Source organism: Lysinibacillus parviboronicapiens (assembly GCF_003049575.1).
GTDB classification, from domain to species: Bacteria; Bacillota; Bacilli; order Bacillales_A; family Planococcaceae; genus Lysinibacillus; species Lysinibacillus parviboronicapiens.
Genome location: NZ_PYWI01000011.1, coordinates 40,173 through 65,697 on the forward strand (window position 1 = coordinate 40,173; position 25,525 = coordinate 65,697).

The window sequence follows — 25,525 nt, forward strand, 5'->3', positions numbered from 1 at the left end:
TAAGGATGCTATAAAACGATAAAATTTTTATTTGTTTTCCTCGCTATTTTTCTTGTAAAGTTTACCCTCATTCAACAATTGTATTATTGTACTGGAAACAAAGTGATAGCTACAGAAATTCTCGCACGGCTCAAAAAGCGAGATAGCTGTCGGAATTTTTATGATTTAAGGGATGCAACATTCTACTTAGAAAAAAGACGGGAATGTTCAGGGAATGTTGTGTTCACTAACAAAAAATGACGAATGATTATCGTAATGAAATCATTCGTCATTCTTCATACTATTGATGTTTGTTTTGGAATGCTACCATAAAGTCGCGTAATGCTTCACAAGCTTCTAAAGGTACTGCATTATAAGTAGATGCACGACAGCCCCCTACAGAACGGTGACCGTTTAGTCCCACGAAACCAGCTGCTTTTGCTTCAGCTAAGAATTGTTTTTCTAGCTCCTCATCAGAAACACGGAAAGTGATGTTCATCAATGAACGGCTTTCTGGTGTTGCATGCCCTGTATAGAAGCCATTACTATTGTCAATTGCATCGTAGATAACTTTTGCTTTTGCTTCATTGTGCTTGGCAATTTCTTTAACGCCACCTTTAGACTCAACCCATTTCAACACTTCACCTAACATATAAATACCAAATGTCGGAGGCGTGTTGTATAAAGAGTTGCTATCAGCATGTGTTGTATATTTAAGCATTGTTGGAATCTCTTTGTTTGCTTTTTCAAGTAAATCTTTACGGATAATAACTACAGTAACACCAGAAGGTCCAAGATTTTTTTGAGCACCTGCATAAATAATACCAAATTTGCTGATATCTACTGGTTTAGAAAAGATGTCACTAGACATGTCTGCTACTAATGGGACGTGGCCAGTTTCAGGGAAGTCATGCCATTGTGTACCGTAAATTGTGTTGTTTGATGTGATGTGGACATAAGCATCATCTTCATTGAATTGAATGTCAGCTAATGCAGGAATATTGCGGTATTTGTTCTCTTTGGTACTTGCCGCTTCTACAGCTGTACCGAAGAACTTTGCTTCTTTGATGGCTTTTTCAGACCAAGAACCTGATAATACATAGCTAGCTTTTTGATTTGACTGTAAGAAGTTCATTGGCACCATTGTGAATTGAAGGCTTGCCCCGCCTTGGAGGAATAGTACTTCATAGTTTTCAGGGATGGCATAAAGTTTTTTCAAAAGTGTAATTGCTTCGTTATGTACTTCATCAAAAATGGCGCTACGGTGGCTCATCTCCATAATCGACATCCCTGATTCACGGAAGTTTACTAATTGTTGTTGCGCGTTTTCTAATACTTCTTGTGGTAGTGCAGAAGGGCCTGCGTTAAAATTGTATGCACGTTGTGTCAAAATGGTACACTCCTTGTTTTTGTTTAATAAATGAACTTTATAGGATTATAACTTAATTTTCAAGAGAAAAAACAAAATTCTCAATATTTGAGCATAATAGTGCCTGGCACGCACACAAATTACACACAATTAGAAATATCTCGAAATTCAAGGCGTCCACTACATGGTGAAAAATGTTGACTTTGTCCACTAAATGCCTTAAATTATTTGTTGACTAGGTCCACAAAAAGGAGGGCGACAATGAATATAGAAGATACTATCGTAGCTGATATACGAGAGTTCAATCGGTTTTATACGAAGATTCTTAGTTTATTAGATAAACACGTGTTGAATACTAGTTATTCTTTTACAGAGGCACGGGTCGTTTTAGAGATTGGTTTCATGGAATCATGTATTGCAAACAATTTAGTGGAAAAACTGGATATTGATCGTAGCTATATGAGTAGAATTATTGCCAAGCTTAGTAAAGATGGGCTACTTACTAAGGAAATTTCAACGTTAGATAACAGAACGAGTGTCATTCAATTGACAGCGAAAGGCATTGCTTTATTTAATCAATTAAATGAAAAATCGGATAAACAAATCATAAATTTACTGCATGGTTTGTCACAACGGCAAATTACAGAAATACATGCTTCGATGTTGTTGATTAAGAAGAATTTAGAAGCTTCGGGGGGCTATTGCAATGATACGATTTGAAAATGACTATACAGAAGGTGCTCATCAGCAAATTCTGCAACGTTTGGTAGAAACGAATGAAGAGCAGTCACCCGGCTATGGGACGGATGAACATTGTGAAAAGGCTAGATCTTATATTAGAAAAAGGTGTGCTGTTAAAAATGCAGATGTTCATTTTTTAGTAGGTGGAACTCAAACGAATACTACGGTCATCGCTTCAATATTGCGGGCCCATCAAGGAGTGATAGCCGCTAATAGCGGTCATATAGCCGTACATGAAACGGGTGCAATAGAAGCTACTGGACATAAAGTACTTACTTTGCCGAGTGATGATGGGAAAATTAAGGCAATGCAGATAAAAGAATTATTTGATGCGCATTGGGACGATGTGACGCATGAACATATGGTACAGCCAGGCTTAGTGTACATATCCCATCCAACAGAGAATGGAACGACTTACAGTAAAACCGAACTGGAACAAATCAGTAAAGTTTGCCGTGAATGTGGGTTACCATTGTTTATGGATGGAGCCAGATTAGGATACGGTCTAGTTTCCCAAGATGGTGATCTAACATTAGCAGATATTGCAAAACTCTGTGATGTGTTTTATATCGGAGGAACGAAAATAGGTGCTCTGTTTGGAGAAGCCGTAGTCATCATCAAGGAAGACCTTAAAAAGGATTTTCGGTATTTGATGAAGCAAAATGGTGGATTACTAGCAAAAGAGAGATTATTGGGCATCCAGTTTGAAGTGTTGTTTGAAGATGGTTTATACTATGAGATTTCTAAACATGCTGTGGAAATGGCGAATATGATTCGACAAGCATTTGTAGAAAAAGGTTTTTCGCTACGATATGATTCTAAAACAAATCAGCAGTTTCCTATTTTACCTAATGATGTGTTAGCAATATTGGGCGAAAAGTATTCTTTTTCCTTTTGGGAAAAAGTTGATGCTACACACAGTGTTGTGAGATTTTGTACCAGTTGGGCTACCAAAAAAGAACATGTTGAAATGCTAGTAGCAGATATTAAGGGATTAAAATAGGATAACTTGAATCGAGTAATGTGTAAACTTATTTTACGTATTAAATGTCAGCTAATTTTCTCCATCAATCAAGTAACTTTCTGTATAATGAATCGTGAATAAGAAAATAAGGGGTGTTGTTATTGTTTACAGTAGTGGATGCATGTTTAGTTGTCGTTGATGTGCAAGGCAAGTTAGCGACAATTGTAGATGAAAGTGAAGCGGTAATTGGAAATGTGGCAAAATTAGTGCAAGCTATGCAGGCATTAGAAATACCTATTTTATGGCTTGAGCAAAATCCAAGTCGTTTAGGGGGCACAGCGCTGGAGATTGCACAGCACATCCACGGACAACCCATTGCTAAAATAGCTTTTAGCGCATGCCAAGAGGATGCTTTTGTTGAGGCTATGAAGGCGAGTGGTCGTACGCAGTTTGTTGTGACAGGAATTGAAACACATATTTGCGTGTATCAAACTGCAAGACAGTTAAAGGAGCAAGGATTTGAAGTTGAGGTTGTAGTGGATGCCGTATCTTCTAGAACAAAGGCAAACAAAGCGGTTGGTCTTGAAAAAATGAAGGCGCTTGGAATTTTGCCTACGAGTACAGAAATGATTTTGTATGAGCTACTTCAACGAGCGGATCATGCACATTTCAAAACAGTATTACAACTTATTAAATAAAGAAAAAAACTCATCATTATGATGAGTTTTTTGTTGTTATGCGGGCATTGCTGTTGGTGTTGGTTTAGCATAGCCATTTTTATAAGTATCATCAATGGTTTGGCGAATTTCTTGTAGGCTCATGCCGTCTTTATGCATTTTTGCTGATTGTAGGGCGATCTCTAAGCAAACCAGGCAGCGTGTACCATGATCATCCCATACAATTGTTCCATCCTCACGTTTTTCTTGAATAAAGCAGTTCAAATTACTTTTATGTCCAGCGGATTCACCACAACCACAGTAACAGGGCATCCATTCTAGAATCTCGGTAGATTGACCAGCAATTTGGTAGACTAATCGAATATTTTCTGATTGACTATCTAAAAAAGATGGCAGGACATCAGCACTAGCAGTTTCTTCTTGAATATCTCCAGAATCATGTGCATGTTCGTCATGTGAAGCTTCACGTTGTGACTCATCTAGATTTTGTTCAATGACTTGTTTTTTTTCCCCACAAGCACTTAAAACAAGTAAGGCCATAACAAAAATTGATATAAGCTTTTTCAAAAATAGCGCCTCCTATATGTTTACAATGGCTTCCATTATAACATCGCTCACATGTACATATATAGAAGACGAGGGCGAATATTAGTGAAATATATCTGAACCACGAATTTTGTTCATTAAAAGTTCCATTTTTTCACTCAGTAATTTTTTTAAGAAGAAACCAAAAAGTATGAAAAATAACCAGAAGCATAGTAAGAAAGCAAGGTCTATCCAAACTTTGGTCCATATGATGCCACCGACTGCTTCTCGCATCATTTCAATGGCATAGGTAAAAGGTAAAAATGGATTGATGGATTGAAAAAACTTTGGTAATAATTCAACGGGGTACGTGCCGCCTGAGCCAGCAATTTGTAAAACCAACATGACAATCGCCAATGCTTTACCAACATTCCCAAATACAGATACAAGCGTGTAAACAACCGTCACAAATACAAAGCTAATAAATAGACCAAATAAGATAAAATAGTAAGGCGCACTAATTGAACCGTCTAATATGATAATATCACCGATTGTAATGATAAGTGTTTGGATAAAGGAAATAGTAGCAAATGTGAATAAACGACCAAAGTATATTTCACGAATACTATATTGTTCTGTCTGATGAATATTTACTGCAAGGAGTGATATCAATAATAAACAACCAACCCAAATAGATAACACGGTATAAAATGGTGTCATAGCCGTTCCATAATTAGCGATAGGGAACATTCTATGTTCTTCAAGTTTGATGGGTTCTTCAAAGAAATCGCGTTCGGCATTCACATCATTTTTTAGTAATTGGACGATTTCGGATAAATCAGCTTCATTTTCAAGTGTTCTCAGTTTCGTGGCAAGTTCGATAATTTTTTTGCTTAACGTAGGAAAATCAGATTGTGCAGCAGTAAGTGAATTTTGTGCGGTAGTTAATGTTTTTTGTGCATTGGTTACTAATTGAGTTGCCTGTGGAATAATCGATTGTACTTTGGTAAGCATGGATGATGCATTTGTTAATGTGTTTTTTGCAGTTGTCAACGTCGTTTGAATTTGAGGCTCTAGCTGATTGACGTAATAACTAAGAAATTCATTTATATTATTTGCAGCGTTTTGTGCAACTTGTTGTACATCCGCTATGTCTTTTTTTATGGTCTCCTCATCTACTTGACCCAATTGCTGTAAATTTTCAGATAGAGTGGTTAGTAAAGATTTTAGCTGATTTAAGGCAGTTAGTGAGTTCAAGGAATAGTCGGTTAAACTAGGGTTAGCTTGCAAATCGCCTTGTATGGCTTCAAGCTGCTGAATCAGTTGCTTAGTATTCAGCTCGGAAATGGCTGTTTCTGAGTCGCTTTGTTGTAGTGAAGTAATAACGGCTTGTAAATCTTTTTCAAGCTGCTTTCGTGTTGTTGAGTCTGCTAAGGTTAAGTTTTGTAAAGCTTCGAGTGTTTGAATGCTGCTATTCACTTTCTGTAAAGACGAATTCACTTGGTTTTGAAGATTCTCTTTGGCTTGTGATAAGCCAGAAGCGTCTAAATTTGCATTATTGAGTCTTTCAAAAAGTTGAGTAAATTGATTTGCCAAATTCTGTACGCTTTGTAAATCCTTTTTGACAATTGGCGATAATTTAGTGAACACAGCCTCTGCATCATTTACCAGTTGTAAACCGTTGTGTATAGTTGAAAGGCCGTCATTTGTGAGTGTTTGAACTTCAGGAATTTGCATTTTAGCTCGATTCATTAATTTTTCAGCTTGTTGTACATCTTTGGCCGTTTGACTTAAAAATGATTCAATTTCTGGTAGATGCTGCTCAATGGTAAAAATATAGTTTTCAAATTTTCTAAAGTCAGGGATATCTTGTTCCATTTCTATACCAAGTGTATTAAAAATAGAGAAAAGTGTTCCGTTTACGGTGGAAATAAACTCACTGGACACTTGTTGAGTAAGAACACTGGCCCCTTTACTAGTAATTTTGGGAGCAATCGGATTGATTTTTTCATTAACATAATAATCGATATGCGCTTTTGTCGGTTTATCAGTAAGTATTGACGTCAGATTTTTGGAAAAATCGTTTGGGACAACGATTACGGCAAAATAGTCACCGTTTTTTAATTCAGCAATAGCCTTTTGCCTGGAAGTAAAATGCCAGGCGAAATTTTTATTGGTATTTAAATTAACGAGTAATTCTTGTCCGACGTTTATATCCTCTCCCTTAACAGTTGTTCCGGTGTCTTCGTTGACAACAGCAATTTTCATATTTGCTGTATGCGCATATGGATCCATGGAGGCATAAATATTAAGCCAAGCATAAAGAGAAGGTAAAAAGAGTAGACCTCCAATAATGACTGCAACAACCCAATTTGTTAATATGTTATGGATATCACGTTTATAAATTTGGAAAACATGATGGATAGTATGTTTCATAGCAACATTTCACTCCATATTCATTTTGAGCATTATAGTAAGTAGGGTTCCAAAAAAGATCTAAATTATGTTTGAATTGTGGAAAAACTTAATTTGAAAGACTAATTAGTTTACTAGGATTTCAAAACCCTTTATAATCAATTCCGAATACACTAAAACTAGGATTTTAGTGTAAAAAAGGAGGAACACAGTCTAGTGAAAAAGCTATTAATTATTGGGTCAATTATTGTTGTCTTGTTTGCAGCGGTGATTGTGCTAACAAATGTGTCTAATAACAACAAGCTATCGAATGCAAATAACCCGTATGGTGACAAAAAATTAAAACAAGAAACTATTGATCAGTTAGATGATGAAAATTATCAAAATATTATGCTGCCTGACGAGCTAGAAGCAAAAATCGAAGCTGGTGAGGATGTAAATGCTTATTTCTTCAGCCCGATTTGTGTACACTGTCAAGCGTTTACGCCAGAATTAATGCCGATTGCAGATGAGCTAGGTGTCGACATTGCGCAATTAAACGTCTATGAATATGACGATTTATGGAATAAGTACAAGATTGAAGCCACACCAACATTCATCCGTTTTGAAGATGGTAAAGAAGTTAATCGCTTCGTAGGTGCGTTAAAGGAAGAAGACTTACGCGCATTCTTAAATACAGAGGTACTAAAAAAATAGCTATTACAAAGTGACTGTACAAAATTAAACTGCACCTCCATTGTTAGAGATATTTCTAACAAATGAGAGGTGTAGTTTTTTTGACGAAAGATTGTACTACAGTTAAAAGCTGTTATAGTTTCCTTAGCTATAATTTGGCTGTTGAAAGAAAGTCTATTTGTCGTTTATGTTGATATGCGTAGATTAATAAGACATTTATTTGTTAAATGCATTGTATCTAGAGATGTTTTTTGTAGTGTATACTATAATTACTGATGAGTTGTAAACTGGAGGAAGATGTATGATAATGGATGATTATTTTTATAATGGTGAGTTGATGAAATGTTATGAGATGGCAAAGCTAGTAGTTGATGGACCTGAAAAGGCATTAGCTGATAAATATATTGCTTTACTTGAAGAATATGATTTTGCGAAATATCCAAAGCCAACACTTATCGTGGAAGTACAGCACGCTGAACGAGCGGATGAAAGCTATCCTGAATCCGATGCTGTCGTAGCAATTCGAGCTATAAAGGATGAGGCTGCGTTTGCGCAGCATGTAAAAGAGCTAGAGGAAATAGCGAAAACAGGCACAGCGAGCGAAAAGGCGCAATCCTTTTTTACCCAGGGTGAGTTATTCTTATTTGCACATCATTATAATGAAAGTGTACATTGCTTCAAACAGGCAGTTAAGGAAAATCCCAATAAGGGATTGTATTGGGGGATAACGGGTCAAACAATGCACCGCTTTGGCTGGATGCCGTTTGATGCACTCGGTTATTTAGAGCAAGCAATTATTCTTGATCCAAACAATGCGCGCTGGAAGTGGAATAAGGCACTCGTTCTTATCCAATTAGCAAAAGATTTACAAATGGCTCCGTTTATGGCCAATGCAGCCATTGCATTAGAAGAAGCGCTCGCTGACTGTGGGGAACATCAGCTATCGTTAACAAATGCGATTCAAAATACTATTAATAATATGGATAGTTATGTATTTTCATAAAAAAATGAGGGTAATTTAAATTTCCTACTTGCTGAACAAGAGCAGATTTATTCTTCATTCGAGTTGTCTCAAAGACCAATTGAGACAACTCTTTTTTTGCATAAATAGGAAAGATTGAGCGTCAATTTACATTGTTTTTTTACATTCTAGCGTTTTAATTAATTGAATTATCGGAATTTCATGGTAATCTAATAGTATAGATGTATCATGTTGATAATTAACTGTTTCATAACTTAAAATGGTGAAAGGAAGGTGTAACCATGTGGAAGATAAACGAAAATTTTTCTTTTTTTTAGACAGAGTGTTCCATTTGTCCTACTATCATTCGTTTTATTGATGATGATTAGCTTTTGGAGTGACGAACTTTATGGGATTTTCGGCGAAAGCAATTATGTCACGATTCAAAACTTATGTTAGAAAATGACTTACACCATGCACTTGATAATCAAGAGTTATTTGTAGAATATCAGCCGCAGATAAACTTACAGACAGGGTATATTACATCAGTAGAAGCACTTGTGCGTTGGAGACATCCAGAAAAAGGGTTGATTTCGCCTGGTGTCTTTATACCAATTGCAGAAGAATCAGGATTAATCATTCCGATAGGACAATGGATATTGGAGACTGCTTGTAAGCAAGTGAAACAATGGCAACGAGCTGGTCTACCATCGATTAAAGTAGCTGTCAATCTTTCATTAGGTCAACTGTTCCAACACGACCTGGTTAGAATGATTCAAGATGTACTACAGCGAACAGAGTTAGAGTCTCAATACCTACAACTAGAAATAACAGAAAGCATGACCATAAATATTGATCATATGACAACTATGTTGCATCTACTTAAAGACCTAGGTGTGACAATTGCGGTAGATGATTTTGGGACAGGTTACTCATCGTTATCCTATCTGAAGGATTTCCCAATCGATTGTTTAAAAATTGATCGTTCATTTATTCATAGAATTCAAACCGATTCTACTGATAAAGCGTTAGTTGACATGATCTTGTCTATGGCCAAGCATTTACGACTGAAAGTAGTGGCAGAAGGGATTGAGGAGGTAGAACAGCTTTCCTATCTAATAGCAAGTCATTGTGAAACTGTGCAAGGCTACTTATTTAGTAAACCGCTACTTCCAATATTTTTACAAGAAAACTATGACAGTATTCAACGAAATGCACAAAATATTTTAGAAAAGCTTAATGTAGTGGAAGGCTAGAAAATGAAAAGTTTTAAAACAGCCTTGCTACTTGAACTGCTTCGTGTTAAGTAGACAGTGGAAATAATATAAATGACGTTAGGTGATTTGAGCCCTGAAATTGAAAGGACTATAATGAACGCAAAAGCTGTTGGAAGTACAAATATTAAATCTGGCGTGTCCATTTTATTCTAACAAGCAACTATACAAGCCTAAATGTTGTACGTTTATTTATGTTCGATAATCATGGTATGATAGATGTGAAATGATTTGTAGATATAAAGGACGGGTTTTATAATGGCACAAGAAGTGGCGAATAAATTTATAGAAGATGTTTGTAATCATTTGGTTCGAAATATGAATATTGTACAGGTTGAACAGCATTTTAAAAAGACAATTGCGATGCAACGAGAGTCAGAGCCATCACAGATAGCTTTTTGGGATATGTTGATGATGAATATGCTATATTTCACAGAAAATGAGCAAACTTGGGAACAAGAGTTTATGAAAATGCTTGTAAAAAAAGAGTGGTTACAGCCAACTGTTCTTGAAGAGGAGCTACTGATGCACCAAATGCGCGTTCGTCAGCAAGTAGCTGAACAAATGGAGACAGCAAAGGAATTGTTCCATAAACAGTATGAAGCAGAAGGCTTAACAGAAGAAGATATTGTCTATGATTATGCTTATAGTTCAGCAGGGCATTCAATGCGCATGGATTTATTGGCAGTGTTCGTATCTACACCAGAACAATCGAAGGTGCTTTTTGATGCCGATCCGCAGGAAACGATTCGTATTATCAATGGCTATATTGCTTACCACATAGATAGTCTTATTAATAAAACGACATTAATGTAATGTTGACTGGCTCCCTTCCTAAACTGAAGTGGAGTCTTTTTATTGAAGGGTGCTAGAGCTAAAGAGTGGGTACAAGAAAAATTTTTAATTTTTTATGTGTAGTAAATAAACCAACATATGTGCAGGGGAATTATTGAATATGGTAAGATAGGAGTAATTTTATTTGAAAGGGATTTTGTTCATGAATTCACCATTTACATTTAAACATACACAACCGTCCAATATGGAACCACATAAAAAATACCCAGCAATCTTTTTACTACACGGTATGGGGAGTAATGAGGATGACTTACCACAATTAGTACAAAATTTTCAAGAGCAGTGTCACATTTTCAGTTTACGTGGTCCAATCACTCAAAAGCCGGGCTATGCATTTTTTACAATACAAGAAATTGGTCAGCCAGATCGTGCGATTTTTGATCAGGTGTTAGTGGCTCTGCAACGTTTTATGTTAGAAGCAATTGATGAATATCAAATAGACCCACATAAAGTTTACGTTTTAGGCTTTAGCCAAGGAGCGATTTTAGCGCAATCTTTGGCATTCGTTATGGGTAATTTAATTCGTGGGGTTGTCGCACTTAGTGGCTACATACCAAAATTTGTTACAGAAGAGTATGCTATTCGTCCAGTTAATCATCTACAGATATTTATCTCACATGGTGATTATGATTATGTTATACCATCACAGTGGGGCATTGAAAGTAAGGAATTATTCGAGCAATTTGGTGCACAAGTTACGTTCAAACAGTATCCAGATGGCCATGGTGTCACACCAGAGAATATGCAAGATATAGGTATTTTTTTAGCACAAGAATTACAAATTAACATACATTAAAAAACGAGGTTGGGACAAAACATTAAATTTTAAGAAAGAGGAGCAAAGGTATTATTAAATTTGTGCTATCTAAAATGAAGAAAAATTTAGACGTTCTTCCTTTTGGCATCAATAAAATTTAGAAGAGAGCACTAGTTGATGGTAGCGAAGGCGGCGACTTCTGGGGATTAGCGTGACGCCTGAGACTACAGGCTCAGGCCACGCCCCCGGAAAGCGTCCGCCGTAGTGGACATCAACGTTCACAGCAAAAAAGTGTTAGATCGACATCAGTCAATCTAACACTTTTTTCTCTTTTGTCCCAGCCTCTATTTTTAATTTGTCACAAGACCAACGTATTATCGCCCTATCTAATATATGCTGATCGCGAAAGTAGTAATAAACTAACATATCAGATTAAAACAACTTGTACGACATCGAAACAAATTATTGCTGCTACTGCGAGTCTAGAAAAATTGCGCTAATTTTTTCTACGAGATTAAATGGTCATAGTTGTGAGTCATGATGCTATAAAAATATTACAGCCGATTTCCGTTAAGAGGGAAGCGGCTTGTGCATTACTTCGATAGGCTTCGGTCTTTATCGGTTACTGCAGCCACTGCATCATGAATCGTTGTTTCAAAATGATTACTTTGTAGAGATGATACACCTTGTATAGTCGTACCTCCTGGAGAACATACTTGGTCGACAAGTGACCATGGGTGCTCCTGTGATTGTAAAATCATTTTGGCACTGCCGAGTACCGCATTTGCGGCAATTTCGAGGGCCATATTTTTAGGCATACCTTCTCGTACGGCTGCTCGAGCTAATGCATCAATATACATATAGGTGAATGCTGGAGAAGCACCGCCAATTGTTGTAAATATCGAGAATAAGTGTTCAGGTACTTCGATAATTGTACCGACGGTTTCGAATAATGTCGTAACCAACTGAAGTTGTGTATTTGGTACTTGCTCGCTAGCCGTATAACAACTTGTCGATGCACCGATCAGGGCATTAATATTGGGCATCACACGAATAATAGGTGTGACCTCAGATAAATATCCCTGAAAATACGTTATATTTTTCCCAGCAGCAATGGAAACGATCACATGTTTTTCTTGTAAGTACGTTCTGACTACAGGTAAAACATCTGGTAGCATCTGTGGTTTGACGCCTAAAACAATAACATCACAATGCGACATTAACTCTTCAATAGAGTCTGTTGCTTGTATGCCATATGAAGTTGCTAATTTTGTTGTTTTTGCTTTTGTACGATTATAGCCGTATATAAAATTAGACTGGAAATCGCCGCTATTGCACATTCCTTTAATAATGGCTGTGGCCATATTTCCTAGGCCAATAAATCCGTATTTCACTTGGTAACACTCCTTCGTTTAGTAGAACATAGACATAAGTATAGAACAGAATGTTTTTCTTGAATAGCAATATGCAGGAATGAAGGCAATACTGTTCAAATTCATGTCAGACGGTGGTATCATAGAAGGAGTTGTGACATGGACAGGCATCTACCATTTACGAAATCATGTACTTTATGTGAACTTTGAGACATAGCCGTTCCAAAAGAGGTAAAATAATAATTTGATATGTTTGATGCAAAATTTGTCGCTTTCTATCGGGGGAGGAAGGCGTGTAGAAATTATGAGAGAAAAGGAATTAAGATGAATGGAACAGAATCTAAAAACGGAGCACAATCCACAATCTGTAGAAACGACTTTAGAGAAGCATTCGCGCTCTGATATTTTGGCGCAGACAGTGAAAACTGGGATTATAAAATCTAATTTAATTCCTATGTGGGCTGGATTGGCGCTAGGTATGTATAAAAATAAAATGACATTAATGGCAAATGTGCCAGAAATAATTTTTGCAACAATTGGTTCTGCTCTCGTTATCGGGGCAGCTGGGGCATTTAATAATGTGTATGATCGTGATATTGATGCCATTATGCCACGTACGAAAAATCGTCCGACTGTCACTGGTGAAATGACTGCGAAAACAACTTTGATGTTAGCCATTGCTATGCTTATTGGTGGCGTAGGAGTACTAGCATTTGCTTCTCCACTTGCTGCACTATTTGGATTCTTAGGCGTCTTTTTATATGTAGTGCCCTATACAATGTGGACAAAGCGCCGCACGATTTACAATACTGAAATCGGTAGTATCTCAGGAGCTGTACCTCCATTAATCGGTTGGTCCGCTGTATCTTCTGATATTACGCACCCTGCCTTAATCGGGCTATTTTTTGTTATGGTGATTTGGCAAATGCCACATTTCTATGCCATTGCTATTCGTAAACGCGCTGATTATGAAGCGGCAAGTGTACCGATGCTACCTGTGATTAAAGGGATGCGTCGCACATACTATCAAACGAACTTTTATTTAATTTTACTGATTTTATCAAGCTTTTTATTTGGCACGTTGAGTATTGGTATTATGCTCGTTGCTTTATTACTAAGTGTCGCATGGCTTGTGATGAGTATTTACGGTTATCATAGTAATAAGGATCAAGTGAAGTGGGCGACAAAAATGTTTGTCTTCTCCCTATTTCATATGACAATTCTATTTTCAACGGTAATCATTTACTCGTTGGTAGGAGTTATATTTAAACTATATTAAGAGTATTAATATTAAATTTAGAAGCAAAGGCCAACAAGTTATTTTTCACTTGTTGGCTTTTCCTTTTCTACGGATGTAATATGGCAACTTGGCCATTCCAATGCATGTAGCTGTCCACCAAAAACTGCACCACCGTCAATTCCAATGATATTATTTTCCCCGAAATAAACCGTGTAATTGGCAGGGTCGTGGTGCAGTTTATAGGTTGGGGTATGTCCGAAAATCACTGGTTTTTCCCCTTCATAGCCTGTATGAAATTCTTCACGAATCCATAAAAGCTGCAAGGGGTCTGTATCTTCCAGTGCTAAACCAGGCACTACACCGCCATGCACGAATATAACATCCTCTAATTCAATATATGTTTCAAATGTTTCAATCAACTGTAAATGTTCTTCAAGCTTAGGTAAAGTTTGAATAAAACTAGGTAATGTATTAGTGGCAATGGCATCTACAAAGTCTTCTACCTGATAACCATAGCTAGCTAGTGTTTTATCTCCACCACAAAGATTAATCCAGTGCATCCAAGATTTAGGGATGCCTGAGCGACAGGCTTTTAACATAATAGCTTCATGATTTCCGAGCAAAACACGAGCACCCTGTGTCTGTAGTTCTCCAACTAAATTTAAAACGCCGCTAGATGAAGGCCCACGGTCGATATAATCACCAAGTAAAAATAGCTCATCTTGTTGGGCATCATAGTTTATTTTTACTAATAATTCTTCAAAAAGGTCTAATTCTCCGTGTATATCACTAATTGCTAATATTCGTGTCATAAAATAGCATCCTTTCCAGTATAAATACAGTTATTAATAAGTATAGAGAAATGTTTTACAAAATTCGACTGTTCTATCTTTTAGCACGCCGTACCAGTTGCTAAACCTACTACTTGAAAACAGCGAGGAAATAAGACATTCAAGTAAGAACAAGCGACTATAAGTACTAACGAATGGTCTCACTGTAAATCTCTTGATAGTACTTGCACTGTATCATATGTCAGGAGGATTCCATTTCTTTATTCATTCGTCTATAGAGTTGGTATAGGAAAGGAGGAGGCGCAAAAACAATGACAAGGAGGACTATGAAATCTAGTGAAAAGTAATATTTACAACCTTTATATTGAGTGGGCAATAAGGAACCAGCAGGGAGATAACAAGGAAACGTTTAATAAAGCTTTCAGCATCTTCATACAGATAGACAACATCAAAGGTCCAGCTATTGACTGTGGCATTTCATAGGAAGGTTATTTCAATAATGCATTAACGATAAGCCATTCCCATGCCTAGCTATAAATTTTTTTGTTTAGCACACAAAGCCTATGTTTCCATGTATATTGTATGCTTATCTAATATAAGCCTCACTTGAAAGGGTGGGCTTATATTAGCGTAGTATGTTTACATAAATCACTATAAACCTTAAAGTTTCTCCCATACTTGCATAGCGATTTGCTCGTCAAATGAAGAGAGAAGGCGGTAGTTGTTGGTATCTAAGATTCGATAATGATTACTGATAACGTTCTGCTGTAGACGATAGCCATTGCGTTCGCTAAGATTTTTCCACCATATGTAGCCGCCCATTGTTTTTTCTTTCGGTTGCAATGTCCCGTGATTGGCGATTAAATCAACAACCTCAAGTGGGTCACCACCGAGTTCATGTTGTAAAACGGTGCTATCGCGGCAAAGTGCACAAACGGCAACCGCTGTTGTCCAGCCTGTTTCAATACGGCCCTTTTCAATTTGAACAAGCGTTTTTTTGGAAAGGCCTAGTAAATCACTCATTTGGTCTTGAGTTAATGCTTTTTCTGTTCGAATTAATTTTAGTTTTTCTGTAACAAGTGTGATTAATTGTTCACGATTCATCCAAACACCCTTTCTCTCAGGTTATTAAGCTCCATTATACATGAAAGCCCAAACAGCGTAAGCGTCACTGGCTGATGTCGGTAGAATACACACTAAAAAAATAGACTGCTCAAATGCGGTATGTACACATTGAGCAGTCTATATGATAGGTATCATGGGAAAAGGCTTTTAATATTCGTATTTTTTCGTATCAGAGATGACTCTGAAATGAATGCCTTTAATTTGAGCACTTACTTTATGACGAAGTGTATCAATATCTACTAGCTCGTCTCTGTCATTTACGCACTCAGCGATTTCCTGTAAAAGTTTTGTGAATGCCTCTTTGAATAATGTGCGCATTGTATCGAAGTCCAAGCTCCGGAAGCTACCGTCAATATCAAATGCTTCCACAGAATTTAACTGCTTTGAAGCACCCGCAAAACGATCGTCGTATACTGTATAGTTTTCGTCAGTCACAACGATTATATATAATACTTCGCCTGTAATGGTTTTTAATTCAATATTTGTTTTGTGTTTTTTAACGTCGGTAATAATGTGAATACCGTCCGAATGATAAAGCTTGAATAATTTCATAGCAATGCCCCCTGAGAATAGAATCATAATTTATTATATAGGGGGATGGCTAATAATGGAACAAGTCAAGCGTATTTGGATAGAATAGCCCTATAGGTACAGGGTGATGGAAGCTAAATTTGATATAAACTATCAATAAAATATTAATACTATTTTGTTATTTCTGTTACGATAGGTGCAGTTTTTCGTAAAGGACGAACCTCTACATAATGTAGCTGATGACCTTGTTGCTCATAGACACTAAATACATATGGAGCAAGTTCAATGTTTTTGGCTATTTTGTTACCATTATTCACTGTTAAAAACCAGCCGCCTAGTGTTTCTACTTCTTCCGCATCAAGTGCCACACCTAATAAATTTTCTACATCTTTAACACTCATTTTAGCATTTAGAATATAATGATTTTCGCTTATTTTTCGAATCTCAGCAATTTCATCATCATCAAACTCATCGCGAATTTCACCGACGATTTCCTCTAAAATATCCTCAACTGTAACTAGTCCAGACGTACCACCATATTCATCCATTAAAATAGCCATATGAATACGTTCTTTTTGCATACGTACGAGTAATTCTTGAATTGGAATCGTTTCAATAACATGAATAACAGGGTTAATAAAATCTTCAAGTACTAATGAGTCGTCTGTTAACTGTTCAATCAATCCACGGGTGAATAATTCCTTTGAGTTAAGTGAGCCTAAAATATTATCACGGTCGCCGTCATAAATGGGATAGCGTGTATATTTTTCGGAAGCGATATAGTGAATGATATTTGTAAACGTTTCATTCTTTTCTATACCAACGATTTCTGTTCGAGGCACCATAATTTCGCGTGCAATACGTTCGTCAAATTCAAAGATATTATTAACGAATTTCAACTCATTTTTATTGATTTCACCGCTTTTAAAACTTTCAGAGAGCAATAGACGTAATTCTTCCTCTGTATGGGATAGTTCATGCTCAGAAGCGGGCTTCATACCAAAGAAGCCAACGAGAACACGAGCTGAACCATTTAAGAACCAGATAAATGGATACATTAGTTTATAGAATGCCATAATTGGTTTAGCAAAAAGTAGTGTAATCTTTTCTGCTTTTTGTATCGCAGCTGTTTTTGGTGCTAATTCACCGACAACAACATGTAGGAATGTTGCGATGGCGAAGGCTGAACCAATCGTGAAAATTGTCATGTACTTATCGGAAATACCGACCATATCGAAAAGGGGATGCAGCATAAATTCAAAGGTTTTTTCACCCACCATCCCGATACCAAGGGCTGTCACCGTAATACCAAGTTGGCACGCCGATAAGTACTCATCTAAGTGATCGACGACATGTTTTGCAGAAATCGCTTTTTTATTGCCTTCCGCAATCAATTGGTCAAGCCTTGAGGAACGTACTTTTACAATGGCGAATTCCGTTGCGACGAAAAAGCCTGTTAATGCTAATAAAATGGTAAAAATTGATAAGTTAAGTATGGTCTCCAAATAGTCGTTCTGTTAAAACAGAACGTCACCTCCTAATTATTAATGAGTAGTAGTAAGGATTGCATTAGTGCAATACTTTCAGGCGAAACGTTTTTTTTTATTGTTTGTATATTTTTTTGGTCTTGTTTATCCATCTGCGCAAGGAGAGACGTTACCTCATGCTCTAAATCTTGCATTTTCAAGCGAAGCATTTGGACATCTATTTCTTCATATGGCGTGATGTTTAGTTCGTGTTGTATTTCTTCAAGTGAAAGACCCTCCAGTTTGCGTCGCTCGATATAATGCAGCCGCTCAATCATTGCAGGTGCATAATAGCGATAATTTGATGCAGATCGTTCAGCTTCTAACAGGCCAATATTTGTATAGTAATCAATTGTTCTTTTGGTAATGCCCGTTTTTTCTGCAAACTCGCCAATTCTTAATTTCTCTGTCCCAATACAAACACCTCCCAAACCATCACGTGATACTTTGATTATAGCGTGATGGTTTTATAGAATTCAAATAATAGGCTTGAATATTTCAAAATTGTAGATTTATTTAACAACGTATTTGCTAAATTCATGATTGATGGTTCATGCCATTTTTGCTGTGCAAATAAAGTTAGTACATAAAATAGAGCTGACCCAAAGATTCTCCAACCAATACTAATTAGCTTTCAAGAAGGGAACAAGGAGGGCAGGGCACAAGCCGTAACGCTCGTTGCTGTTATTTTCCTCACTACCGTTATGCTTGCTGTGCCATAGAGGCAACATGGTCTTGACCCTTTGTCTCAAAAAAAACAGCATGCCATGAGGATTACGGGCATGTTGTTTTTACTTTTGAGACAGCGCGTCTTTTATGTTTCGATAGATGTACCATTATTTTGGCTTTCCAAACGCATATGTGTTTTGTAATGGCCAATGAGCATGATCACTAATGCCGCAAAAACCATTATTCCTGCAAACAGTAAGGCAGCTTTATAGCTATTAAAATGAGCGGCTAGTTTACCTGCAATAATCGGTCCGATAATTTGACCGAAAGCATAAAAAGTAGTTAACACAGAAACGACTGCATTGCTTTGGCTAGGGAATACCTGTCTTGCATAGGACGTGGTCATCGTTACAATACCAACGAAAGTCATCCCAAATAAAAACGCTGAAACAAGTACGCTTGCAACCGTTTGTGAAAAGACTGGTAGAATGATGCCGACAACCTGCATCACATAAGCGACCGATAATATGGTTACTGGTGAATATTTTGATAACAACATTATCCATACTGGGGCAGATGGCACAGCAGCCAATCCTACTACCACCCAACTATATGTAGAATAGCTTGATAATGCAGGGATATTATGAATGATATCCACTAAGAAGGTGCCTGTTATAATATAGCCAAGCCCCTCTAAACCATATGAAGCAATCAGCCAAGGCATAAAGCCCACTGTCATCTTGTCACTAGTGGAAGACACTTGCTTGGCACCATCTTGTATGGTTAAATTGCGCCATGTGACAACTGTGATGCAGAAGAAAGCAAGTGAAAGTATACCTAGTCCTAACCATGCTCCCTTCCATGTGTAGGATAGCTCTAAGTAAGGCACAAGTAAGCCTGAAATTGCGATACCAAGCCCAATGCCACTAAATAAATAGCCTGACCATTTTGTTAATATAACCTGCGCTAGGTAATCCATAATAATACTGGAAGTTAATACAAAAATAAGGCCCCCTGTAACCCCAGCAATAAAACGCAATAACATCCATACGAAGAAAGCTTCTGTTAAGCCCATCCAAATAACCGATATGATATTTAATATAACACTGATTAATAAAAATAATTTTTTGCGTCTAAACAAAAATCCTGCCCATAATGCCCCCACAAAATAGCCAACATAATTGCTTGATGCTAAATAACCTGCTGTTTCTAATGTGAAGCCCGTGTCCCTCCGCATAAACGGTAAAATCGGTGTGAACGCGAAACGACTGATGCCCATCGCAATGATAAGCAACAGAACACCCCCCAGTAAAATGCCAGCATGCTTTTTATTCATAGCCAAAACCCCTTTGTGTAAAAATGTAAAGCGATTATTTTAGTATATAGTAGATTAGGTAGTAGGGGTATTACATTTAAGCTTTGCATAGTAGAGTGTTGCATAAAAAAACTTTTCTTAACGAAAGAATCGCTAGAAAAGCTAAGAAATTTATTTTTGTAAGTATGTATCATAGAGGTAATGAAGAGCCTCTTCACCATTCATTTGGTACATTATTTCATTATTATAGACAAGCTTTAAATCTGTGAGAGTACTATCGATTTTATCGCCGTCAATCACACACGTAACAGTAACCAAACCAGTTTCTGCTAGCTGTTTTTGCTTATCTTGATTCCAGCCTTGCTCAGAAAATAATGGTGGTTGCCAAGTGCCTTGTACTTGAAGCTCGTTTTGTTTAGCGTCATAATCCCAGCGTACGTCACGTAAAATAGTTTTGAATAAGTCGTTTATCGTAAATGATTTGTCGTTGTAGTCAATCGCTATCGCTCTAATAGCATGAACATCTCGACTAACAGCATTAGCTGCTGAGTCTGCTGCGGAAGTAATGCCAGATGCGGCATCTTTAATTTCAGTTAATCGATCGCTACAGCCTACCAGTAATGTAGAAAGGCATAACACACAAGCTACTTTTGTAAACCTTTTCACTAATAATCCCTCCAATATAGCAAGTTGTTACTTTCTATATTAGCGAAAAGGAAAACAGGAGAAAAGGGCATGGGGAGATGAGTTTGTGTCGTTTTTGCAACGATACGCGTTGTCATTAATTGTGATGTTGTCCATGGCAGGTAAAAAAATCTCAAAACTTCGTAACTTATTTCCAAAGAAAAGGAGCTGTTTGTTATGAAGATTAATGATGAAATACTTGAAAGGTTAGGAACTTATTTTGTGTATCACGCAATTTATGAAAACTATGGTATTACATTTGAAAGCTTTGTTGATCGATGGGTTCGAGGGATACTTGAGGTTTAAGTTGTTGAAGGGGCTTTTGTTCGTTATAAAAAAGAGTCGTGTTCAGCAATGTGAACACGACTCTTTTATTGGTAAGGCCGATGAATAATTTAGAGCATGATGATCGTCTTGGCAAAAACGCTATATCCGCGATGTTGCTTCGATTCCTTGGCCAATAATGGCAAAGTGCTTACCTATTGCTCGCACTTGTCAAGGGATATTTACTACATTTTAGCGTATTTGTTCCTTAAAATAATCTGTAATAAATTGATTGGCTTCTTGCCAGTTGTAAACACGCACAACATTGTCAGGTACAACAAGGCGATTATATGGTGTATCAAATAATACGACAGGTATTTTTAACTCTTCAGCGAGCATAACCGCATTATCATGCTTATCCTCAAAGAATGCCTCAACGCCATGTTTTTTCGCTACTGCCAGCTTATCATGACTACCTATTAATTCGATATGATCGTACGGAATCGCTTGCGAATTAAACCAATTCAACGTAATATCCGCTACATTGTCACCTCGTGCAGAAATGTAATACAACTCATAGTTATTTCGCCAAGCATTTAAAATATCTTTAGCATCTTTGGCAGCCTCTGATACTTCATACATGTAGGGTTCATTTTCTTTAAACCATGTATTGAACGCTATACGATCCACAGGATGTGGAAATGCAGACAAAAAGTCATATTCGCACACATCATCTAACGTGATATTGACATTGTATTGCTTATTAATATGTGGAATGAGTGTACTAGGACATGTCACAGTGCCATCAATATCGATACCAAAACGAGGCTTTTTCATGCTAGTACCTCCTTAAGCATTGGCTTTCGCTGCTTCTTCAGCCGCCCGCTTTTCTGCCATTTCAGCAGCTAATTTATCGATTTCTTTCTTTAACTCTTCAACCATTGTTTTTTCAGGAACTTTACGTACTGTTTTGCCTTTCATGAATAATAAACCTTCGCCACGTGCACCAGCGATACCGATATCTGCTTCACGTGCTTCACCAGGTCCATTTACCGCACAACCAAGAACTGCGACTTTTAACGGTACATTAAGTTTAGAAATGTATTCTTCTACTTCATTGGCAATCGAGATGAGGTCAATTTCAATACGACCACATGTTGGGCAAGAAATAAGTGTAGCCATGTTAGAGGCTAAACCAAATGATTTTAATAGTTCACGTGCTACTTTTACTTCCTCAACTGGATCTGCTGATAGGGAGATACGTAGTGTATTACCGATTCCTTTTGACAGGATTGCACCTAGACCAGCAGCAGATTTTACTGTACCTGCAAATAAAGTTCCTGATTCAGTAATTCCAAGGTGAAGCGGGTAATCAAAGGCCTTTGCAGCTTTTTCATAGGCCTCGATTGCTAAATTGACATCTGATGCTTTCATCGACACGATAATATCATGGAAATCTAAGTCTTCCAAAATTTTAATATGGTGAAGAGCTGATTCTACCATGCCGTCTGCTGTTGGGTAACCGTATTTTTCTAAGATATGACGCTCTAACGAACCAGCGTTTACACCAATACGAATAGGAATTCCCTTAGCTTTTGCAGCGTTGACAACTGCTTCTACTTTTTCTTTACGACCGATATTACCTGGGTTAATACGGACTTTATCGATACCATTTTCAATCGCTTTTAATGCTAATTTATAGTCAAAGTGAATATCAGCTACTAATGGAATATGGATACGTTTTTTGATTTCTGCAATCGCATCAGCCGCTCGCTCATCAGGTACTGCAACACGAACGATTTGACAGCCTGCTTCTTCTAGTCGAAGAATTTCTGCAACTGTTGCTTCGACATCATGTGTTTTTGTTGTACACATACTTTGAATGAATAATTCATTACTACCACCTATTGTTAAATTACCGACACGTACAGGACGTGTTTTTGAACGGTGACAAATTTCACTCATTAACTTTCTCTCCTTTTCGGGCCACTACTTTCAGCCGTCACTGTCATTTATTTTAGCAGTGTAAGAAAATAAGGACAAGGAAGAAACGTTAACTTTTCATTTTCCGCAGTTGTTTTCGAATGCGAAAGAGAGCGGAAGCTTAATATTTTCACCTGGAATAAGAGCCTGCAACTGTAAATGTGGGTTTAATTCGTAAAAGAGCTGTAGTCGTTCAGGAAAGGTCATGGGTACTTTTGCAGGATGTAGAGCAAATAAGCTATGGATAGTATCTCCTTGAATGGTTTGGACACTGAGATAATTTGGCTCACGTTGGTCTTCACAAAGTGCGTTTGCTGTATCTTTTGGATAAAATGCAGCAAGGGGTAATGTCCCTTCTGTTAAATCTATTTTTACAACAAAGGCGATAACTATAATAATGGCTGTTAAAATTAAGGCACGCAAAAAATCCCCTCCTTTTCTACACTATATTGAGAAGAGAGGGGATTCATGCACACTATTTTGCAATTGGTTGTTTTGGATATTTTGTAAAGGCGACAATTAATAGAGTAATGGTTAATAACAGCGATAAAATTGAGATAATTGTATTGCTAATTGGCAAGTATTCTGAAAGTGTGCTCAAGATAGTCGCCCAAGTAATTGCGAATGTAGTTGTACGCCATATATGACGGTATTCTCCACGGCGTTTCATCACCTTTAAGATAAAGTGGCCAGCCAATGCATAAATGGCGATTTGCGCAAAAATAAGCATGGTTGTAAAGACAAATAGCAAGATGAATGTCGCCGGATATAATAGCCATTTAATATCTTCTATGTATTCCGTCAAACCGCTAAAATCGATGGTATTGATAGACACACCAGCTGTAAAACGTCCAAATGAGAAAACTGTGACAAAGCTCACTAGTAAAAAGGTGTATTGAATAACCTTACCGATAGGCAGTAGACGGTAAGCAGCTAGTTTTTTAGGATGAATCAGACTGTCGATAAATAGTTGTGAGTGTTTCATAAAATATCACCTCCAATCGATATTCTAACATGTTCATCTGGGACAAGATATGAATTGACTTCGATTGGCTGTTTAACAAATGCTAAAATGTTAACATTATGTAAAGAAGTTAAAGGTTTTCTTTACTTTTTGTACTTTTTCATTTAAAGATTAGAAATAGAGTAGTAGAGACAAGGAATTGGAGCGAATACAATTGACAATAGATTGGCAAAGCATACTATTTCAATTTTTAGGCGGTTTAGGGGTCTTTTTATTTTCCATTAAATTAATGGGGGAAGGGCTACAAAAATCCGCAGATGACCGACTGCGCGAATGGTTGAATCGTTTTACGACAAATCCGTTAATGGGTGTATTAGTAGGTATTATCGTAACAGTTTGTATTCAGTCGAGCTCTGCAACGACAGTCATAACAGTTGGACTAGTGAGTGCTGGCTTTTTAACATTGCGTCAAGCAATTGGTGTAATAATGGGGGCAAATATTGGTACGACATTAACGGCATTTATTATCGGTATTGATATTGGCATTTATTTTTATCCGCTACTCGCGATTGGAGCGGCATTTTTATTTTTCTTTAAAAGAGCAATTTATCATCATGTTGGGCAAGTCTTATTTGGCTTTGGCGGTCTGTTTTTAGGGCTTGAGCTTATGAGTGCTAGTATGCAGATGCTCCATCAATTAGCTGACTTTGCTTCATTAACGATACTTCTAAGTAACCAACCGATTTTAGGCGTGTTTCTTGGTACAATTTTTACGCTGCTTGTTCAAAGCTCAACAGCAACTGTCGGTGTACTACAAGGTTTATATGCTGAACATTTAATTGGATTGGAAAGTGCTTTACCCATTTTATTTGGCGAAAATATCGGCACAACGATTACCGCAGTATTAGCCTCACTGGGTGCTTCCGTCTATGCCAAGCGAGCAGCGGCGGCACATGTCCTTTTTAACATCATTGGGACAGTGATTTTTATGGTATTTTTCATACCATTTATGCACTATGTTCAATGGATAAGCGGGCTGCTCCATTTAGAAGCGCGCATGCAAATAGCTGTCGCACATGGCTCGTTTAATGTCTTTAATATGTTGATTCAATTACCCTTTATTGGCGGATTGGCCGTTCTAGTAACAAAAATACTGCCAGGGCACGATGGAAATATTGATGTTACGACGAAACATCTTGATCCGACGTTCATTGATTCTTCGCCTGCTATTGCGCTTGGTCAGGCGAAAGAAGAGGTTTTACGTATGGGTGACCATGCATTACGTGGTTTGGAAGAAACATTTTTATATATGAAAACGGGTGATTCAGAGCATATCCCCACAGTCCTACAATTAGAAGTAGCACTTAATCATTTAGATAAAGAAATTACTAACTATCTCGTGATGGTGTCGAAGCAACCGCTGTCTCGGGCAGATTCGGTACGTCATCATACATTGTTAACGAATGTACGAGATCTTGAACGTATTGGTGATCATTTCGAAAATATTTTAGAACTTCTACAGTATAAGGATCACCATGAAGTAAGTTTAAGTAAATCAGCGCGACAGGATTTAATTGGCATGTTTAGTTTGGCGATAGAAGCGGTACGTAAAAGTATTGCAGCACTTGATACAGCGAGTCTTAGCCTAGCGCAAGAAGTAACTGAATTAGAAAGTCTAATTGATGATATGGAGGATAAACTAAGACAAAAACATATTGCGCGTTTAAATACGAATGAATGCAGCGGTGCAGCAGGCATAGTCTACACGGATATTGTCAGCAATTTAGAGCGTATTGGCGATCATGCCGTTAACATTGCAGATTCTATTTTAGGTATTCGCCATTAAAATTGTGAAACTTTTTATAGTA

The 25,525-nt window shown here is 37.3% G+C and carries 26 protein-coding genes; 11 read left to right on the top strand and 15 right to left on the bottom strand.

The genetic code is table 11. The annotated features are described in order from the left end of the window. Positions 1–280: 280 nt before the first annotated feature. Entirely contained in the window at positions 281–1,369 is a 1,089-nt protein-coding gene (serC, locus tag C9J35_RS11150) for a 3-phosphoserine/phosphohydroxythreonine transaminase (RefSeq protein WP_107924570.1), read from the bottom strand. A 240-nt stretch (positions 1,370–1,609) separates the two neighbouring features. On the opposite strand from serC, the gene C9J35_RS11155 reads away from it, so the two are divergent. The 3 genes from C9J35_RS11155 to C9J35_RS11165 all read left to right on the top strand — a co-directional run bounded on the left by C9J35_RS11155 (position 1,610) and on the right by C9J35_RS11165 (position 3,751). Beyond that, positions 1,610–2,068, top strand: a complete 459-nt coding sequence (locus C9J35_RS11155) for a MarR family winged helix-turn-helix transcriptional regulator (RefSeq protein WP_054768202.1) — start codon at positions 1,610–1,612, stop codon at positions 2,066–2,068. After that, positions 2,055–3,092: a threonine aldolase family protein gene (locus tag C9J35_RS11160; RefSeq protein ID WP_107924571.1), complete on the top strand. Its 1,038-nt coding sequence runs from the start codon at positions 2,055–2,057 to the stop codon at positions 3,090–3,092. Before C9J35_RS11155 ends, C9J35_RS11160 begins: the two co-directional genes overlap by 14 nt. Before the next feature lie 122 nt (positions 3,093–3,214). Then, positions 3,215–3,751 (top strand): isochorismatase family protein, encoded by a 537-nt coding sequence (locus tag C9J35_RS11165; RefSeq protein ID WP_107924572.1) that lies wholly within the window; start codon positions 3,215–3,217, stop codon positions 3,749–3,751. A gap of 36 nt (positions 3,752–3,787) precedes the next feature. Here the strand turns inward: C9J35_RS11165 and C9J35_RS11170 are convergent, their stop codons facing one another. After that, a complete protein-coding gene (locus C9J35_RS11170; RefSeq protein WP_107924573.1) occupies positions 3,788–4,297 on the bottom strand; it encodes a PCYCGC motif-containing (lipo)protein in 510 nt (169 codons plus the stop codon). A gap of 81 nt (positions 4,298–4,378) precedes the next feature. After that, a complete protein-coding gene (locus C9J35_RS11175; protein ID WP_107924574.1) occupies positions 4,379–6,691 on the bottom strand; it encodes a YhgE/Pip domain-containing protein in 2,313 nt (770 codons plus the stop codon). Between the two features lie 195 nt (positions 6,692–6,886). Between C9J35_RS11175 and C9J35_RS11180 the strand changes: the two genes are divergently transcribed. The 5 genes from C9J35_RS11180 to C9J35_RS11200 all read left to right on the top strand — a co-directional run bounded on the left by C9J35_RS11180 (position 6,887) and on the right by C9J35_RS11200 (position 11,231). Continuing rightward, entirely contained in the window at positions 6,887–7,366 is a 480-nt protein-coding gene (locus C9J35_RS11180) for a thioredoxin family protein (RefSeq protein ID WP_107924575.1), read from the top strand. 280 nt (positions 7,367–7,646) lie between these two features. Next, positions 7,647–8,348, top strand: coding sequence for a tetratricopeptide repeat protein (locus tag C9J35_RS11185; RefSeq protein ID WP_107924576.1), 702 nt, complete (start codon positions 7,647–7,649; stop codon positions 8,346–8,348). 410 nt (positions 8,349–8,758) lie between these two features. After that, a complete protein-coding gene (locus C9J35_RS11190) occupies positions 8,759–9,562 on the top strand; it encodes a putative bifunctional diguanylate cyclase/phosphodiesterase (RefSeq protein WP_107924577.1) in 804 nt (267 codons plus the stop codon). Positions 9,563–9,838: 276 nt separating this feature from the next. Next, positions 9,839–10,396, top strand: coding sequence for a hypothetical protein (locus tag C9J35_RS11195; protein ID WP_107924578.1), 558 nt, complete (start codon positions 9,839–9,841; stop codon positions 10,394–10,396). 181 nt (positions 10,397–10,577) lie between these two features. Next, positions 10,578–11,231, top strand: a complete 654-nt coding sequence (locus C9J35_RS11200; RefSeq protein WP_107924643.1) for an alpha/beta hydrolase — start codon at positions 10,578–10,580, stop codon at positions 11,229–11,231. Positions 11,232–11,785: 554 nt separating this feature from the next. Here C9J35_RS11200 and proC read toward each other — a convergent pair. After that, the gene (gene proC / locus C9J35_RS11205) at positions 11,786–12,586 is read right to left on the bottom strand and encodes a pyrroline-5-carboxylate reductase (protein WP_054768286.1); all 801 of its coding nucleotides are present in this window, start codon (positions 12,584–12,586) and stop codon (positions 11,786–11,788) included. Between the two features lie 307 nt (positions 12,587–12,893). On the opposite strand from proC, the gene cyoE reads away from it, so the two are divergent. Beyond that, the gene (gene cyoE, locus C9J35_RS11210; protein WP_107924579.1) at positions 12,894–13,844 is read left to right on the top strand and encodes a heme o synthase; all 951 of its coding nucleotides are present in this window, start codon (positions 12,894–12,896) and stop codon (positions 13,842–13,844) included. A 38-nt stretch (positions 13,845–13,882) separates the two neighbouring features. On the opposite strand, the gene C9J35_RS11215 is transcribed toward cyoE, so the two are convergent. From C9J35_RS11215 to C9J35_RS11245, 7 genes are all read right to left on the bottom strand, one after another. Next, entirely contained in the window at positions 13,883–14,617 is a 735-nt protein-coding gene (locus C9J35_RS11215; protein ID WP_054768287.1) for a metallophosphoesterase, read from the bottom strand. A gap of 639 nt (positions 14,618–15,256) precedes the next feature. Beyond that, positions 15,257–15,700 carry a helix-turn-helix transcriptional regulator gene (locus C9J35_RS11220; RefSeq protein WP_107924580.1) on the bottom strand — a complete coding sequence of 148 codons (444 nt, stop codon included), beginning with the start codon at positions 15,698–15,700 and terminating at the stop codon, positions 15,257–15,259. A 168-nt stretch (positions 15,701–15,868) separates the two neighbouring features. Next, positions 15,869–16,273 carry a hypothetical protein gene (locus C9J35_RS11225; protein WP_107924581.1) on the bottom strand — a complete coding sequence of 135 codons (405 nt, stop codon included), beginning with the start codon at positions 16,271–16,273 and terminating at the stop codon, positions 15,869–15,871. 149 nt (positions 16,274–16,422) lie between these two features. Beyond that, entirely contained in the window at positions 16,423–17,757 is a 1,335-nt protein-coding gene (locus C9J35_RS11230; RefSeq protein ID WP_107924582.1) for a hemolysin family protein, read from the bottom strand. 32 nt (positions 17,758–17,789) lie between these two features. Then, positions 17,790–18,209: a MerR family transcriptional regulator gene (locus C9J35_RS11235; protein WP_235616277.1), complete on the bottom strand. Its 420-nt coding sequence runs from the start codon at positions 18,207–18,209 to the stop codon at positions 17,790–17,792. Positions 18,210–18,592: 383 nt separating this feature from the next. Beyond that, positions 18,593–19,783, bottom strand: coding sequence for a YbfB/YjiJ family MFS transporter (locus tag C9J35_RS11240; RefSeq protein WP_107924583.1), 1,191 nt, complete (start codon positions 19,781–19,783; stop codon positions 18,593–18,595). A gap of 150 nt (positions 19,784–19,933) precedes the next feature. Next, a complete protein-coding gene (locus C9J35_RS11245) occupies positions 19,934–20,428 on the bottom strand; it encodes a hypothetical protein (protein WP_054768288.1) in 495 nt (164 codons plus the stop codon). A 195-nt stretch (positions 20,429–20,623) separates the two neighbouring features. Here C9J35_RS11245 and C9J35_RS24530 point away from each other — a divergent pair, with 195 nt between their 5' ends. Next, entirely contained in the window at positions 20,624–20,752 is a 129-nt protein-coding gene (locus tag C9J35_RS24530) for a hypothetical protein (protein WP_268807922.1), read from the top strand. Between the two features lie 210 nt (positions 20,753–20,962). Here C9J35_RS24530 and C9J35_RS11250 read toward each other — a convergent pair whose 3' ends face one another. The 4 genes from C9J35_RS11250 to C9J35_RS11265 all read right to left on the bottom strand — a co-directional run bounded on the left by C9J35_RS11250 (position 20,963) and on the right by C9J35_RS11265 (position 23,678). Then, positions 20,963–21,547, bottom strand: a complete 585-nt coding sequence (locus C9J35_RS11250; protein WP_054768289.1) for a 5' nucleotidase, NT5C type — start codon at positions 21,545–21,547, stop codon at positions 20,963–20,965. A gap of 12 nt (positions 21,548–21,559) precedes the next feature. Beyond that, a complete protein-coding gene (gene ispG, locus C9J35_RS11255) occupies positions 21,560–22,675 on the bottom strand; it encodes a flavodoxin-dependent (E)-4-hydroxy-3-methylbut-2-enyl-diphosphate synthase (RefSeq protein ID WP_107924584.1) in 1,116 nt (371 codons plus the stop codon). Positions 22,676–22,771: 96 nt separating this feature from the next. Further along, on the bottom strand, positions 22,772–23,116 hold the full coding sequence (yqfZ, locus tag C9J35_RS11260) for a protein YqfZ (RefSeq protein WP_054768290.1): 345 nt from the start codon (positions 23,114–23,116) through the stop codon (positions 22,772–22,774). 52 nt (positions 23,117–23,168) lie between these two features. Next, positions 23,169–23,678 carry a DUF1189 family protein gene (locus C9J35_RS11265; protein ID WP_107924585.1) on the bottom strand — a complete coding sequence of 170 codons (510 nt, stop codon included), beginning with the start codon at positions 23,676–23,678 and terminating at the stop codon, positions 23,169–23,171. Between the two features lie 193 nt (positions 23,679–23,871). Between C9J35_RS11265 and C9J35_RS11270 the strand changes: the two genes are divergently transcribed. Further along, positions 23,872–25,503, top strand: coding sequence for a Na/Pi cotransporter family protein (locus tag C9J35_RS11270; RefSeq protein WP_107924586.1), 1,632 nt, complete (start codon positions 23,872–23,874; stop codon positions 25,501–25,503). Positions 25,504–25,525 lie beyond the last annotated feature (22 nt).

Coding starts and splice junctions, on each gene's coding strand:
- C9J35_RS11155 (WP_054768202.1), top strand. CDS start 1,610: ATGAATATAGAAGATACTATCGTAGCTGATATACGAGAGTTCAATCGG.
- C9J35_RS11160 (WP_107924571.1), top strand. CDS start 2,055: ATGATACGATTTGAAAATGACTATACAGAAGGTGCTCATCAGCAAATT.
- C9J35_RS11175 (WP_107924574.1), bottom strand. CDS start 6,691: ATGAAACATACTATCCATCATGTTTTCCAAATTTATAAACGTGATATC.
- C9J35_RS11185 (WP_107924576.1), top strand. CDS start 7,647: ATGATAATGGATGATTATTTTTATAATGGTGAGTTGATGAAATGTTAT.
- C9J35_RS11190 (WP_107924577.1), top strand. CDS start 8,759: ATGTTAGAAAATGACTTACACCATGCACTTGATAATCAAGAGTTATTT.
- C9J35_RS11195 (WP_107924578.1), top strand. CDS start 9,839: ATGGCACAAGAAGTGGCGAATAAATTTATAGAAGATGTTTGTAATCAT.
- C9J35_RS11200 (WP_107924643.1), top strand. CDS start 10,578: ATGAATTCACCATTTACATTTAAACATACACAACCGTCCAATATGGAA.
- cyoE (WP_107924579.1), top strand. CDS start 12,894: ATGGAACAGAATCTAAAAACGGAGCACAATCCACAATCTGTAGAAACG.
- C9J35_RS11215 (WP_054768287.1), bottom strand. CDS start 14,617: ATGACACGAATATTAGCAATTAGTGATATACACGGAGAATTAGACCTT.
- C9J35_RS11220 (WP_107924580.1), bottom strand. CDS start 15,700: ATGAATCGTGAACAATTAATCACACTTGTTACAGAAAAACTAAAATTA.
- C9J35_RS11225 (WP_107924581.1), bottom strand. CDS start 16,273: ATGAAATTATTCAAGCTTTATCATTCGGACGGTATTCACATTATTACC.
- C9J35_RS11240 (WP_107924583.1), bottom strand. CDS start 19,783: ATGAATAAAAAGCATGCTGGCATTTTACTGGGGGGTGTTCTGTTGCTT.
- C9J35_RS24530 (WP_268807922.1), top strand. CDS start 20,624: ATGAAGATTAATGATGAAATACTTGAAAGGTTAGGAACTTATTTTGTG.
- C9J35_RS11250 (WP_054768289.1), bottom strand. CDS start 21,547: ATGAAAAAGCCTCGTTTTGGTATCGATATTGATGGCACTGTGACATGT.
- ispG (WP_107924584.1), bottom strand. CDS start 22,675: ATGAGTGAAATTTGTCACCGTTCAAAAACACGTCCTGTACGTGTCGGT.
- C9J35_RS11265 (WP_107924585.1), bottom strand. CDS start 23,678: ATGAAACACTCACAACTATTTATCGACAGTCTGATTCATCCTAAAAAA.